This window comes from Microbacterium maritypicum (assembly GCF_041529975.1).
Classification (GTDB): Bacteria; Actinomycetota; Actinomycetes; order Actinomycetales; family Microbacteriaceae; genus Microbacterium.
Window position 1 is genome coordinate 1,644,069 of the sequence record NZ_CP168030.1, and the last position, 13,440, is coordinate 1,657,508.

At 67.9% G+C, this 13,440-nt stretch carries 13 protein-coding genes; 9 read left to right on the plus strand and 4 right to left on the minus strand.

Annotated elements, in window-relative coordinates; genetic code table 11:
• Nucleotides 1–54 precede the first annotated feature (54 nt).
• Together ACCO44_RS08065 and ACCO44_RS08070 are read right to left on the minus strand one after the other, a co-directional pair.
• The gene (locus ACCO44_RS08065) at nucleotides 55–990 is read right to left on the minus strand and encodes a metallophosphoesterase (protein ID WP_372469198.1); all 936 of its coding nucleotides are present in this window, start codon (nucleotides 988–990) and stop codon (nucleotides 55–57) included.
• Entirely contained in the window at nucleotides 987–3,548 is a 2,562-nt protein-coding gene (locus tag ACCO44_RS08070) for a transglycosylase domain-containing protein (protein ID WP_372469199.1), read from the minus strand. The genes ACCO44_RS08065 and ACCO44_RS08070 overlap by 4 nt, the downstream gene beginning before the upstream one ends.
• Nucleotides 3,549–3,636: 88 nt before the next feature.
• Between ACCO44_RS08070 and ACCO44_RS08075 the strand changes: the two genes are divergently transcribed.
• Nucleotides 3,637–3,861, plus strand: a complete 225-nt coding sequence (locus ACCO44_RS08075; RefSeq protein ID WP_029261050.1) for a hypothetical protein — start codon at nucleotides 3,637–3,639, stop codon at nucleotides 3,859–3,861.
• The gene (locus ACCO44_RS08080) at nucleotides 3,858–4,316 is read left to right on the plus strand and encodes a RidA family protein (protein ID WP_372469200.1); all 459 of its coding nucleotides are present in this window, start codon (nucleotides 3,858–3,860) and stop codon (nucleotides 4,314–4,316) included. The genes ACCO44_RS08075 and ACCO44_RS08080 overlap by 4 nt, the downstream gene beginning before the upstream one ends.
• Nucleotides 4,317–4,404: 88 nt before the next feature.
• Here the strand turns inward: ACCO44_RS08080 and acs are convergent, their stop codons facing one another.
• On the minus strand, nucleotides 4,405–6,372 hold the full coding sequence (acs, locus tag ACCO44_RS08085) for an acetate--CoA ligase (protein WP_029261053.1): 1,968 nt from the start codon (nucleotides 6,370–6,372) through the stop codon (nucleotides 4,405–4,407).
• A 399-nt stretch (nucleotides 6,373–6,771) separates the two neighbouring features.
• On the opposite strand from acs, the gene ACCO44_RS08090 reads away from it, so the two are divergent.
• From ACCO44_RS08090 to ACCO44_RS08105, 4 genes are all read left to right on the plus strand, one after another.
• Nucleotides 6,772–7,779, plus strand: a complete 1,008-nt coding sequence (locus tag ACCO44_RS08090) for a TadA family conjugal transfer-associated ATPase (protein WP_029261054.1) — start codon at nucleotides 6,772–6,774, stop codon at nucleotides 7,777–7,779.
• Nucleotides 7,773–8,675, plus strand: coding sequence for a type II secretion system F family protein (locus tag ACCO44_RS08095; RefSeq protein WP_372469201.1), 903 nt, complete (start codon nucleotides 7,773–7,775; stop codon nucleotides 8,673–8,675). The genes ACCO44_RS08090 and ACCO44_RS08095 overlap by 7 nt, the downstream gene beginning before the upstream one ends.
• A gap of 69 nt (nucleotides 8,676–8,744) precedes the next feature.
• Nucleotides 8,745–8,870 carry a hypothetical protein gene (locus tag ACCO44_RS08100; protein ID WP_372469202.1) on the plus strand — a complete coding sequence of 42 codons (126 nt, stop codon included), beginning with the start codon at nucleotides 8,745–8,747 and terminating at the stop codon, nucleotides 8,868–8,870.
• Between the two features lie 3 nt (nucleotides 8,871–8,873).
• Nucleotides 8,874–10,361, plus strand: a complete 1,488-nt coding sequence (locus ACCO44_RS08105) for a recombinase family protein (RefSeq protein WP_372469203.1) — start codon at nucleotides 8,874–8,876, stop codon at nucleotides 10,359–10,361.
• On the opposite strand, the gene ACCO44_RS08110 is transcribed toward ACCO44_RS08105, so the two are convergent.
• A complete protein-coding gene (locus ACCO44_RS08110; protein WP_372469204.1) occupies nucleotides 10,347–10,754 on the minus strand; it encodes a hypothetical protein in 408 nt (135 codons plus the stop codon). The genes ACCO44_RS08105 and ACCO44_RS08110 overlap by 15 nt on opposite strands.
• Nucleotides 10,755–11,461: 707 nt before the next feature.
• Here ACCO44_RS08110 and ACCO44_RS08115 point away from each other — a divergent pair.
• The 3 genes from ACCO44_RS08115 to ACCO44_RS08125 all read left to right on the plus strand — a co-directional run bounded on the left by ACCO44_RS08115 (nucleotide 11,462) and on the right by ACCO44_RS08125 (nucleotide 13,436).
• Nucleotides 11,462–11,620: a hypothetical protein gene (locus tag ACCO44_RS08115; RefSeq protein ID WP_372469205.1), complete on the plus strand. Its 159-nt coding sequence runs from the start codon at nucleotides 11,462–11,464 to the stop codon at nucleotides 11,618–11,620.
• A gap of 128 nt (nucleotides 11,621–11,748) precedes the next feature.
• Nucleotides 11,749–12,051 carry a hypothetical protein gene (locus ACCO44_RS08120; protein ID WP_372469206.1) on the plus strand — a complete coding sequence of 101 codons (303 nt, stop codon included), beginning with the start codon at nucleotides 11,749–11,751 and terminating at the stop codon, nucleotides 12,049–12,051.
• Entirely contained in the window at nucleotides 12,048–13,436 is a 1,389-nt protein-coding gene (locus ACCO44_RS08125; protein WP_372469207.1) for an AAA family ATPase, read from the plus strand. Before ACCO44_RS08120 ends, ACCO44_RS08125 begins: the two co-directional genes overlap by 4 nt.
• Nucleotides 13,437–13,440 lie beyond the last annotated feature (4 nt).

Sequence of the window (13,440 nt, forward strand, 5' to 3'; positions counted from 1 at the left end):
TGCAACCCTCCGAGTCTACAGGGAAATGCTCCGTGCGCCGAATCGAGCCGGCGATCAGTCCCGCGCGGTGAGCGTGAGCAGCGTGGCCTCGGGGCGGCAGGCGAAGCGGACCGGTGCGTAGATCGAGTGTCCGCACCCGGCGCTGACATTGAGCGGCACCGTGCGGCCCTCGTGCGTCCACGTGCTCAGTCCCTTGGCCTGCTTGAGGGGGATGTCGCAGTTGGCCACGAGGGCACCGTAGCCGGGGAGGCACACCTGGCCGCCGTGGGTGTGGCCACCGAGGATCGCGTCGGCGCCGAGGCCGATGAAGCCGTTGAGCACGCGCTGGTAGGGCGCGTGGGTGACGCCCAGCATCGGTATGCCGGCGTCACGCGGACCGAGCGCGCCGATGGCGTCCGGCAGCACGTCGAGGCGGTCCCAGTCGCGGTGGGCGTCGTTGACGCCGAAGAGGTCGACCGCTGTGCCGGCGAGGGTGAGTCGCGCGGCGGCGTTGTTCAGGTCGGTCCATCCGAGCTCGTCCGTGAAGTACCGGTCCATCGCCGCGGTGTCGAGGTGCTCCGGCTCGGGCTGCTTCTTGGACGGACCGAGGAAGTAGCGCAGAGGATTGCGCGGAGACGGCGCGGTCACATCGTTCGACCCGTGCACGAACACTCCAGGGATGCCCGCGAGCGGGTCGAACGCGCGGCGGATGCCTTCCAAGCCGTTCGCGTGCCCGAGGTTGTCGCCGGTGTTGACGACGAGGTCCGGCTTCAGCTCGGCGAGCGAGGCCAGCCAGTCCTGCTTGCGGTGCTGCCAGGGCGCCATGTGCGCGTCCGACACGTGCAGGATGCGCAAGGGGGCCGAACCGGGAGGGAGCGCGGATGCCGTCGCCTCGCGCACCGTGAACAGGTAGCGCTCGATGCCGATGCCCCAGACTGCTGCGGCGGCACCGACGGCCCCCACCGCGCCGAGCGCGATGAGGGCCGGGTGCGCAGCGCCGCGAGCGGTCACTTGCACGTCACGGTGACGGGAGTGGACTTGCTGGTCGCCGTGCCGGGCGCCGGGTCCGTCGAGGACACGACCGCGGTCGGCGGGTTGCACGAGTTATCCCTCTCGGTCGTCGTGAAGCCGGCAGCGTTCAGCGCCGTCATCGCGTCAGCTGGCGACATACCTACGAGGTTGGCGGGAACCGTGGTGCCCTGGCCGTTGCTGGGGGAGATCGTGATGGTCGACCCGCCCGCGGTCTGCCCGGAGGGGTCCTGTGCGACGACGATGTTCGTCGGCTTGTCGCTGTCGACGGCGGCACCGACGGCCACGCCGAAGCCCTTGCTCTTGAGAGTCGACTCGGCTTCTTCCATCGTCATGCCGACGACGTTCGGGACCTCCGCCATCACCCGACGGGTCAGGTTGCCGTACTCACGCGGGAAGTCACCTCCCTCGTACACCTCGTTGGCGGCGGCCTGCGCGGCCTTGGCCAACGGATAGCGCATCTCGTTGAGCCGGTAACCAGCGGGGGTCCGCTTCTGGTAGATGTCCGACTGCCCCTTCCAGCGGCCGGCCCAGACCGCTGTGGTGACCTTGGTGCTGGACTCGATCATCATGGTCGACCAGCGGTCGTGCGTCCCGGTCTTGCCGATCAACGGCGTGCCGTCGTACGGGTTCGCTTCGCGGCCGGTGCCGCCTGCCATCACGCCCTGGAGCGCGTAAGCAGCCGTCGCCGCGACCTCGGGAGAGATCACGCCGTCGGTGCACGAGGCCGCCGGGAGTTCGCGGTCCTTGCCATCGGGGCCGACCACGCGGTCGATCGCGCGCGGGGTGCAGTACTTGCCGCCGCTCGCGACCGTGGCATAGGCGTTCGCCATCGCGATGGGGGAGATGTTCTTCGGGCCGAGCACGTCGTACGGCACGTTCTCTTCGGTGACCTTCTTGCCGCTGGCGAGCGTGACGCCCATGCGATCGGCGACCTTGTTGATGTCGCAGATGTCGAGCTTCGAGGCCATCGCGAAGTAGCCGCTGTTCAGCGACTGCCGCGTGAAGTCCATGACGCTCGCGTTGTACCCGCCACCGCCGCCGAAGTTGCCGATCTCCTTGGTGTTCGTGCTCTGCGGGCTCTCGCAGACGGGGATCTTCAAGTTCGTCTGCACGCGACCGTTCAGCACCTCGTTGACGGAGTGCCCCTTCTCGAGCCAGTCGATCAGCGTGAAGAGCTTGTACACCGAGCCGACCTGGAAGCCGCCGGAGTTGCCGTGCTTCTGGTCGCCGGCGAAGACGAGCGAGGTCTTCCCGAGATCATCGGTGGTGGTCTCGTCGAACCGCGTGTTCTGCGTGATCGACAGGATGCGACCGGTGCCGACCTCGATCGAGACGCCGGCAGCGCCAAAGTAGTCGTTGTCGTAGTTGGCCGGAACGATCTCGCTCATCGTCTGTGCCGCCGGGTTCTGAATGCGGTAGTCCAGCGAGGTGTAGATCTTCAGGCCGCCGCGACGGAGCAGATCGGCGCGCTCCTGGGGAGTCTTGCCGAAGGCTTCGTCGTCGAGCACGATCGACCGCACGTACTGGCAGAAGTAGGCGTTGAGGCCGGCCGCCGCGCAGCCCTGCGTGGGCTGCTTCAGCGTCGGCGTGATCTCGGAGGCATCCGCTTCGTCGTACTGCGCCTGGGTGATCTTGCCGTCGGCGAGCATGCGGCCCAGCACGTAGTGGCGACGGTCCTTCGTGAGCGAGTAGCCGCTGTCGGCGGTGTTCAGCGCCTCACCGGCCTCGTTCGTCGTGGTGCCCTGCGGCATGTCGATGCGGTACGTGTTGGGGTTCTGCACGATGCCGGCCAAGGTCGCCGCCTGTGCGACCGTGAGCTTCGCGGCGCTCGTGCTGAAGTAGTACTTCGATGCGGCTTCGATGCCGTACACCGTGCCGCCGAAGTTCGCGATGTTCAGGTATCCGAGCAGGATGTCGTTCTTGGAGAAGTCCTTCTCGACCTGGATCGCGTAGCGCATCTCCTGCAGCTTGCGTTCGATGCCCTCGTTGCCGCTGGCGTTGGTCGCGTCTTCGAAGCACTTGCGCAGGTCGTCCGTGTAGGTCTCGGAGGCGCGGTCGACGTCTTGCTCGCACTCCTGGATCAGCACGTTCTTCACGTACTGCTGGCTGATCGTGGAAGCGCCTCGGCTGGAGGTGCCGCGCACGTTGTCGACGAGCGCCTTCACCGTCGCACCGAGGTTGACGCCGCCGTGGCTGTAGAAGCTCTTGTCCTCACTGGAGAGGATGGCGTCGTACAGCACGGGGGCCACCTGCTCGTACGTGACCGGGATGCGGTTCTGCTCGTAGAAAGAGGCCAGCTCGACCGGCTTGCCGTCGGGGTCCGTGGCGTAGATCGTCGACTGCTCCATCGGCGTACCCGGGTTGAGGTTCTCGGGGAGCTGGTCGAAGAGAGTCAGTGCCTGGGCGCCGGCGAGACCGGTCATGGTGAGGACGGGCGTGACGCTGGCAGCGACCAGGAGGCCGGCGACGGCGCTCAAGCCGACGAGCCCGACGAGACCGCCGAGCACGCCTCTCACCGTGCGATTCTTTTGGGGCATACGCTTGATCGTAGGGGAGTTCCCTGAATACCACCTTTGACGAGCCGGCCCGCAATCACGGTGTCGCGCCCCGATCGACAGGAGTGCCATGACCACGTGGGAGTACCTCACCACGCCGCTGCTGATCCACAACACGGCAGCCATCCTCAACAACTGGGGCAAGCAGGGCTGGGAGCTCGTGCAGGTCGTGCAGGGTCCCGAAGGCGGTCTCGTCGCCTACCTGAAGCGTCCGGTGAACGCGGATGCCTCCGCCAACGCCGGCCTCGCCGCGGCGGAGCAGGCCGCCCGTCAGTTCGAGGGAGGCCAGGCATGAGCGTCGCCGCCCGCCTCGCCGAACTCGGCATCGAGCTGCCCGCGGTCGCCGCACCCGTCGCCGCCTACGTCCCGGCGGTCGTGCACGACGGTCTCGTCTACACCTCGGGCCAGCTCCCGTTCGTCTCCGGTGCGCTCCCTGCCGTCGGCAAGGTCGGCGCCGAGGTCTCGGTGGAAGACGCGAAGGCGTATGCGCGCACCTGTGCGTTGAACGCCCTTGCCGCGGCGGCGGATGCCGCGGGCGGCGTCGACCGCATCGGCGGAGTGCTCCGCGTGGGCGGCTTCGTCGCCTCCGCCGCAGACTTCACGGGGCAGCCGGGCGTCATCAACGGCGCCAGCGAGGTGCTCGGCGAGATCTTCGGCGACGCCGGGCGTCATGCGCGTGCGGCCGTGGGTGTGGCGGAGCTTCCCCTCGGCAGCCCGGTCGAGGTCGAAGTGACCTTCATCCTCGCCTGAGCATTCGGCCATCCGGCACGTCCGTGCCGCGCACGAAGAACGCGCCTCCCCGGATCGGGAAGGCGCGTTCTTCGTCTACGGGGGAGTCCTACTTGACCTGCGCCGAGATGATGCTCATCACCGCGGTGTCGGCCAGCGTCGTCGTGTCCCCGACCTCGCGGCCTTCGGCGACGTCGCGCAGCAGGCGCCGCATGATCTTGCCGGAGCGGGTCTTCGGCAGCTCGCCCACGATGTATACGTCGCGCGGACGGGCGATCGCCCCGATCTGCTCTCCGACCCACAGGCGCAGCAGCTGGGCGAGGCCCGCGGGCTCGTGCTCGGCGAGGTAGCTCTCCTTGATGATGACGAAGGCCACGACCGCCTGTCCGGTCGTCTCGTCCGATGCGCCGACCACGGCGGCTTCAGCCGTCGCCTCGTGCGCGACCAGCGACGACTCGATCTCGGCGGTGGAGAGACGGTGTCCCGAGACGTTCATGACGTCGTCGACGCGGCCGAGCAGCCACAGGTCGCCGTCCTCGTCGAGTCGGGCTCCATCACCCGCGAAGTAGTAACCCTGGTCCTCGAACTTCTCCCAGTACGTCTCGCGGTAGCGCTCCGGGTCGCCCCAGATGCCGCGCAGCATGCTCGGCCAGGGCTCGGTGATCACGAGGAGTCCGCCGTTGCCGTTGCCGACCTCGACACCCTGCTCGTCGACGACATCGATCGAGATCCCCGGAAGCGGAACCTGCGCGGATCCGGGCTTGGTCTCGGTGACGCCGGGGAGGGCCGAGACCATGATCGCTCCGGTCTCGGTCTGCCACCACGTGTCGACGATCGGCGTCTTGCCGGCGCCGATGACCTCGCGGTACCACATCCACGCCTCGGGGTTGATGGGCTCACCCACCGAACCGAGCAGTCGCAGCGACGACAGGTCGAACTTCTTCGGCACGCTGCGGCCGATCTTCATGAACGAACGGATCGCCGTCGGCGCGGTGTAGAAGATCGAGACCTTGTACTTCTCGATGATCTCCCACCAGCGGCCGGGGTGTGGAGCGTCCGGCGTGCCTTCGTAGAGCACCTGGGTCGCGCCGTTCGCGAGCGGACCGTAGGTGACGTAGCTGTGTCCGGTGATCCATCCGATGTCGGCCGTGCACCAGAAGACGTCGGTCTCCGGATGCAGGTCGAACACGTACTTGTGCGAGTACGCGACCTGGGTGAGGTAACCGCCCGAGGTGTGCAGGATGCCCTTGGGCTTCCCGGTGGTGCCCGACGTGTAGAGGATGAACAGCGGGTTCTCCGCGGGGAAGGCCTGGGCCGTGTGCTCGGCGGACGCCGCGGGAACCACGTCGTGCCACCACAGGTCGCGTCCCTCGACCCAGTCCACCTCGTTCTCGCCGCGCCGGACGACCAGGACGTGCTCGACGGTCTGCTGCTCGCCCTCGCCACGGTCGGCGAGCGCCTGATCCACCGCCGGCTTCAAAGCGGACACCCGGCCCTTGCGGTAGCCGCCGTCAGCGGTGATGACGAGCTTCGCTCCGGCGTCGTCGATGCGTGAGCGGAGGCTGTCGGCGCTGAATCCGCCGAACACCACGGAGTGGATCGCACCGACGCGGGCGACGGCGAGCATCGAGGCGATCGCCTCGGGGATCATGGGCAGATAGATCGCGACGCGGTCGCCCTGGCCGATGCCGAGCCCTTCGAGGACGTTGGCGACCCGCTTGACCTCTGCGGTCAGCTCGGCGTAAGTGATGCGTCGGGAATCCCCGGGCTCACCCTCCCAGTGCAGAGCGACCCGGTCGCCATTGCCCTCTTCGACGTGCCGGTCGAGGCAGTTGTACGCCACGTTCAGCTCGCCGTCGTCGAACCACTTCGCGAACGGCGGGTTCGTCCAGTCGAGAACCTGCGTGAACGGCTTGTGCCAGTGCACCAGGTCGCGGGACTGCTCGCCCCAGAACGCCTCGCGATCGGCAGCGGCGCGCTCGTAGAGTTCGGGCGATGAGATGGTCTGGGCGACGAATTCCTCCGACGGTGCGAACCGCCGGGTCTCGTCGAGAAGGTGGTCGATCTGGCTGCTCATCGGCAGGCGCTCCTTTGCGGCATTCGGGTCGTTCGAACCTGGCCGTGGGGGTGGACGGCGCGGTCAGGGTGAATCTATCCGCGGGGCCACACATCGCATACTGCCGAAAGTCGGTAGTCGCACCGGTTTTGTCAGGACGGTTGCCTTGCGTACACTCGACGACAGCCGAAATCTCATTCCGGCCTTGGCATGCCCGATTCCCCCAATCGTGCATCGCCGTGGGCGGCATCTCATTCCCCCCGTGAGATGCCGCCCATTCCGTTGGGAGCGCTCCCGTTCTCGGCGCCCCGGCCCGTCCGTCTCCTGCACCGGTCGGCGACTGCGACTCTTCTGCACAGCGCCTGAGCCGCGGTGGCGTATCCGATCGCTCGCGCCGTCCCGGCCGCCTACCTTCGCGGTATGCCCGATTCCTTCGTCATCCAGCCCCGTGGTGCGGCACCGGTGACGGGCGCGATGGATGCCGCTCCCGAGCCGCTGCGCCTCGACCCCGCCTTCGGTCCGCTCATCGCCCACATCGACGACGCCGTCACCGATGTCTTCGTCAACGGCCCGGCGGGTCTGTTCGTCGACCGGGGCAGCGGCGCGGATCCGGTGAGCGGATGGCGGGCGTCGGAGCGGGAGGTCCGCGACCTCGCCGTCGCCCTCGTCGGTCTCGGCGGGCGCCATCTCGACGACCAGGCTCCGTGCGTCGACGTCCGTCTCGATTCCGGCATCCGCGTGCATGCCGTCCTCGCTCCGGTGTCCACGATGGGCACCGCGCTCTCGATCCGCATCCCTCGGGTGCGGGCGGCCGACCTCGAGGCGCTCGCTGCGCTCGGCTCCTTCGGCGCACGTCAGCAGGCCTGGCTCCTCGGGCTGGTGGCCGAACGGGCCAACATCCTCATCACCGGCGGCACCGGAACGGGCAAGACGACGCTCCTGTCCGCGCTGCTCTCCGAGGTCCCGGCGACCGAGCGCATCGTCACGATCGAAGATGTCGCAGAGCTCCGTCCGCGCCACCCGCATCACGTCGCCCTCGAGGCGCGTCAGGCGAATGTCGAGGGAGCGGGAGGGATCACGCTGGCTCGGCTGGTGCGCGAGTCACTGCGGATGCGGCCGGACCGTCTGGTGGTGGGCGAATGCCGCGGGGAAGAGGTCCGAGAGCTGCTCACCGCGCTCAACACCGGACACGACGGCGGCGCCGGCACGATGCACGCCAGCGGGCTCCGCGATGTGCCGGCCCGGCTCGAGGCCCTCGGTGCGCTGGCCGGGATGGATGCAGTCGCCCTCGCGCGGCAGGCGGTGAGTGCGTTCACGGTGGTGCTGCATCTCGACCGTGCTCCCGGGGGCGTCCGTCGGATCCGGCAGGCCGGACGACTCGTGATGGCGGGCGACCGGTTGGACATCGAGGAGGTCACGCCGTGGTGATCCGACGACGCCCTGCGCCCCCTGCGAGTGAGACGGGGGCGAGCGATGCCGCGACCTCGGTGCAGACCCTGGCCGTCCTGCTGCAGGCGGGAGCGGTGCCGGTCGTCGCCTGGCGGCACCTCGCCGACATCGGCGACCCGCATGCGCTGGCCGTGACCGAGCGGGTGGAGGGAGGCATTCCCCTGCTCGACGCCATCGAGGCCGAGGGTGGGGCCTGGGTCGACCTCGCGGCCGCATGGGAGATCGCCACCACGGTCGGTGCCCCGCTTGCCGAGGTGCTCCGGATCATCGCCGAATCTCTGCGCGACGCCGCGTCCGCCGCCGACGATGTGCGCATCGCACTCGCCGAGCCCGCGGGAACAGCGCGCCTGCTGCTGTGGATGCCGCTCGCGGGACTTCTTCTCGGGTTCGCGCTCGGCTTCGACACCGTCGGCGTCATCGTCGGCAATCCGCTCGGTGCCGCCTGCGTGGTCGCGGGCCTTCTCCTCGTGCTCGCAGCTCGGCTGTGGACGCGGCGGCTGCTCCGCCGCGCTGCGCCCGAGCCGGGCACGCCCGGGATGCGAGCCGAACTGGTGGCCGTCGCGCTCGCCGGGGGCGCCTCCATCGACCGCGCCCTCCGTCTGGTCGCCGAGAGCTCGGCCGGAGGGGGGACCGAGGAGGGCATCCGATCCGTGCTCGAGCTGTCCCGAGCAGCCGGCGTGCCCGCGGTGGAGCTCCTTCGAGCGTCCGCAGCGCAGGATCGGCATGCCGCGCGGGTGCACGGCCGCCTGCGTGCGGCGAAGCTCTCGACACGACTGCTCATCCCGCTCGGTGTGTGCACCCTGCCTGCGTTCCTCCTGCTCGGTGTGGCGCCGATGCTGCTCAGCGTCCTGGCCTCGACACCGCTGCCCCTGTGAGCGACGTGCCGAGCGACCCGCTGAGACCGACCAACCGATGCGAAGGCATCACAGAGAAAGAGGTACATCATGATCCGCATTCCCCGACTCGACCGGCGCCGCGCGGCTGCGCTGTTCGGCGACGACACCGGCGCGGCCACGGCCGAATACGCGATCACCACGATGGCCACTGTCGAAGATTTAGAGCACAATTAGCGCATGGTCCCCAAGAAGCGCACTCCCGCTGTCATCCGCGCCGCGGTGTACGCGCGACAGTCTGTCTACGAACCCGAGGGCATCGAGCGACAGATCGAAGCGTGTCGGCAACTCGCTGACGCACGTGACTACGTCCCCGCTGATATCTACGCCGATGACAACGTCAGTGGATACCGCGATCGCGGCGACGGGACTGCGTTCGCTCGGATGCTCGAAGATGCGCGCGCCGGGAAGTTCGACGTACTCATCGTGCGGAAGCTCGACCGACTCGCGCGCTCCCTCTCGGCGATTGAGTCCCTGACCGCCGCTCGCGTTCAAGTCGTCACGACCGACGGCGAACTCGACCTCACGACCGTCAACGGGCGACTCATCGCCAACGTGTTGACCGCCGTCGCTCGCGCCGAGAGTGAGACGAAGGCCGAGCGCCGCGTCTTCGCGAACGCCGGGAGACGACGCGAGGGCATCCCAACGTCGGGACGCGTGCCGTACGGCTATGTATGGGTTCCGACGAAGGTTCGGAAGGATCACGGCAGCGTCGAAGCGTACGAGCTCGACGGTGAACGCGCGGAGGACGTGCGGCGGATCTTCGAGGCCTTTCTCGCGGGGGTGCCTCTCGGATCGATCGCCCGTGATCTTGCTCTCGCTGGAAAGCGCACGGCCGGCACCAAACGCCACCCTGACGGCGTCCCTTTCTCTCCGACGACCCTGCGACGCATGCTGATGTCGCCGTACTACGCGGCATTGCTTCCGCTGCCCTCCGAAGACGGCGGCGCCTACGACCAAGACGCGATCACGCGTGGCTCGTGCGAGGTCGGCAAGTGGCCGGCGATCGTCAGCGTCGAGCAGTGGGAAGCGGCGAAGGCGAAGCTTGCACACCCCTCGCGTAAGACGTCACCCGGGCCTACGCGTCGATGGTTACTCTCGGGGATCGCAGTGTGCGGAGCAGCAGGGTGCGGGCGACCGATCCTCGCTGGCGGCGGTGAAAAGGGCGTGCACTCGTACCGCTGCCCTTCGATGCGCCATTTCATGCGGCAGGGCGACCCGCTCGATGCCTTCGTGGAGCGCTACGCGGTCGAATACATCGCGAAGCACCGAGGAGCACTGCTCGCCCCGCGGGAGAGGTCCGACGCGGCAGCGATCAATGCCGAGCTCGCCCGGCTCGACGCGCGTCTCGTCGAGCTCGGTGAAGACCGCGACGGCGGACTCATCGACCGCGCCGAGTACTTGCGTCGCCGCCCTCCGCTCATCGCGAAGCGCGATGCGCTGCGCCGTGACCTCGCGGCGGGTGCTGACCGCTCAGCGCTGGAAGGCATCGTCGATGCGGGCGACGTGCTCGAAGCCTGGCGGGGGCTCACGCTCGGCGAGAAGCGCGCCGTGCTCGGCGACCTCTTCGAGATCCGTGTGCACTCTGTCGGTCAGGGCAACCGGCGCAACATGCCCGCGGACAAGTTCGCGGCGACGCTCGCCATCGCGCCGCTAGTCATCCGGTAGCGTCCGGCCCCGGCCCCGATCCTTGCGCCGAGCCGCCTTGCTCTTGTTCGAGTTGGGGGGATACCACTCGTTCAAGATGCGGTTGAGCGTCGCCTGATCCTCCGGATCACGGAACGGCAGCGTCGTCGCGGCACCCTCGTCGTCCGGTGTCTCGGGCGCCTCCGGGGTGAGCGTCGCGTGTGCATGACCCCAGGCGGAATCGGTTGGCTTCGCAACGATCGCCACCGCTTCACGAAGCTCAACGTCGTTCGCGACGGCACGCTTTGCAGTTCCGCTCGCCCGGTAGGCCACGATCAGCGACACGACGGCTAGCGCCGTCCCGATGAACCCGCCGGCGGCCGCGATCCAATTTGGGACAACCACGCCCCAGAAGTCAGTCGCCACAGTCACCATGCGCTGAGCATATCGGCGCCTCGGGTGCGCGCTAATGGCGACAGCGGGCGCTGTGGGAGTTGCAGCGTGTCCGAGCGACGGATAACTCGGGCGCCGACGGGAAGATAGTGACGGTTGTGCGGGGGCGACGCTCACTCCTCGCGCTATCTGGGAATCGTGCGCGAGGTTATGCGTGATGCGACCCCGCGACGCTCAACAACCCCGAAATCTGTCCCGGACAGCTCAGCCCGTCGAGCCCTCCCAATCGAGCTCTGGCGGCGACACTCTCAGGACAGCTACTTCCGCGTAATTCTGCGCTTTTCGACTTGTCCTAGGACTGTCCTGGATTGTCCTCTAGGACAGGTGTCTAGTTGTCCTGCAGTTCCCCAGGGCTTTAGCCCGGGACACAGGACAGGACACACCGCCGGACACGCACCGATCGATGTGTGAGTGACGCAGCGACGTGAAGAAGTGGAGCCCCCAAGAGAGATCCGACACGCCGTACGCCCGTGCTCCACGCATTCGCGGGATGGATGTATTCTGACCTCACGGCTGCAGCCAATACGGTGAGAATCCCCGGCACGCAGCACACCAAAACCAGATTCAGCTTGAGTCTCGGCGACGAGTGGAGGGCGCGAAAGCGCCGGGCACCACGGCCGGGGCAAGACCTCTCCGGGTCGATCCGTGGCTAGAGCGGACCCATCTCGATTCCGAGAAGGTTCCTCGCCATGGCTGAATCAGCCGCTACCGCCGCAACGACGGCGTGCCACTCACTCGACGTCCTCTTCCCCGACCCTGACGGCGTGATCGCTGCTCTCGTCGCCGATCTCCCCGCGCCATCACCGGAGAGCGCCGCCCGCGTCTCTGCCCTTCTGGCGGTGCGCTGATGCCTACCGTCCGCTCGTCTGAAGAAGCCGCCGCTCTGGCACGCAAGCGTTGGGACAAGCCTCGCCCCGCACCCGCCGACAAACGAGTGCGCACGCTGCCGTCGGGCTCGAAGATAGAAGCCCGATGGATGGCGAAGGCCGAAGAGCTCGGGCTCGTCTACGAAGGCATGAGCCGCAATGCTCACCGCCGGCTCGCGAAGCGTCTATCCGACGATGACACGATGCGGCGCGTCAAGCGCGTGCACGAGCCTCGCCCGCAGACGATCGACGATGACGACGACCTTTTGCTCGCGCATCTCGAAGCCGAGGCCGCACGGTGGCGCGCTCGCGTCAAGCGCGACCGCCGTGTCGCGCTCGCTCATGAGTTGCTCGCCGACAAGGCCGAGAGCGAGCTCGCAGAGCTCATGTTCAAGCTCGGGCTCATCTCGTGAACGTCCTCGGTCGAGAACTTGCCGAGCTCACTCCCGAGCGCGCACTCGATACATACGACCGGCTCCTCGACCTCACAGACGGAACGCCGTCGATGTTGGCGACGGTCGCCTTCCGCATCGGTCAGATCCCGCCGCGGGCGTTGCCGGATCACGACGACATCGTCGCGACGATGCTCTACCGTGCTGACATCGACGAGAGCGAGCACAAGGGGTACGCGAAGAAGATCCGGAAGGCGCTCCGGAAGGGGCACGACAAGCTCGCCTACACGGTCGTTGACCCCGACGTGCTCGGCCGGCAAGCGGCGGTCGATGCCGAGGCCGAGAAGATCCGCATACGTGAGGACGCTCGTCGCCTCGTCGCCGAGGAAGCCACACAGGACGACGAGCCCGCCGACGACTATGCAGACGTCGCCGCGCTCATCGAGATGGGCGTAGAGCGGCGTGTGCCGGACGCTGGCGCCGTTCGCAACGACGGAGTGCGTCTCGCGTACTCCGCGGCCGTGAACGGGCTCGTTGGGCCGCCCGAGTCCGGGAAGACGCTGATCGCGGTCGCGAGCGCGTGCGACACGCTCAAAGCCGGTGGGAGCGTCCTCCACATCGATGCGGATCACAACGGCGCCGAGGCGACGATCTCGCACTACCTCGCGGCGGACGGCGTGAAGCGTCGCGTGCTTTCCGATCGCGATCGTTTTCGCTATGTCGACGTGCGCTCGGCCGACCACCTTCGCCGCGTGGTCGCAGAAGCAAAGGAGTGGGCGCCGTCACTCGTCGTCGTCGACTCCGTCGGCGAGATCGTTCCGCTCATGGGCGGCGAGTCGAACTCGAACGACGACTATCGACGTATCCACCGCGAGATCCTGTCGCCGCTCGCCGATGGCGGCGCGGCCGTGCTCGTCTTGGACCACGTCACGAAGGAAGAGGGTCGTGGCGGGTATGCGATCGGTGCCGGCGCGAAGAAGGCCGCGATCGACGGCTCATACCTCGCAGTCATGCCTGTCGAGCCGTTCGTGCCGGGTGTCGGCGGTGCCGCTTCTCTGACGATCCTCAAGGATCGGCACGGCGGGGTCCGCGCTCAGTCGCCGAGCGGAAAGAGCCCGACCGCTGCCGTCTTCCGTCTCGACTCTCGCGATGGTGCGTCGACGTGGGAGTTCTGGCGAGGTCGCTCAGACGACGAGCGCGACGATGCACAGGCTCAAGCCGACGTCGAGCACGTGCTCGCGCTCGATCCGTTCCCGACGAGCCGGTCGAAGCTACAGGCCGTACTCAAAGCCGCCCAGGGCAAGGCGTGGGGTAACGACCGCGCGCATGCCGCCCTCACTGAAGCCCGACGTCGCCGCGAGTCCGCGATGACCACTATCCCGATCGAAACCAACACGAAGGAGTAACCCT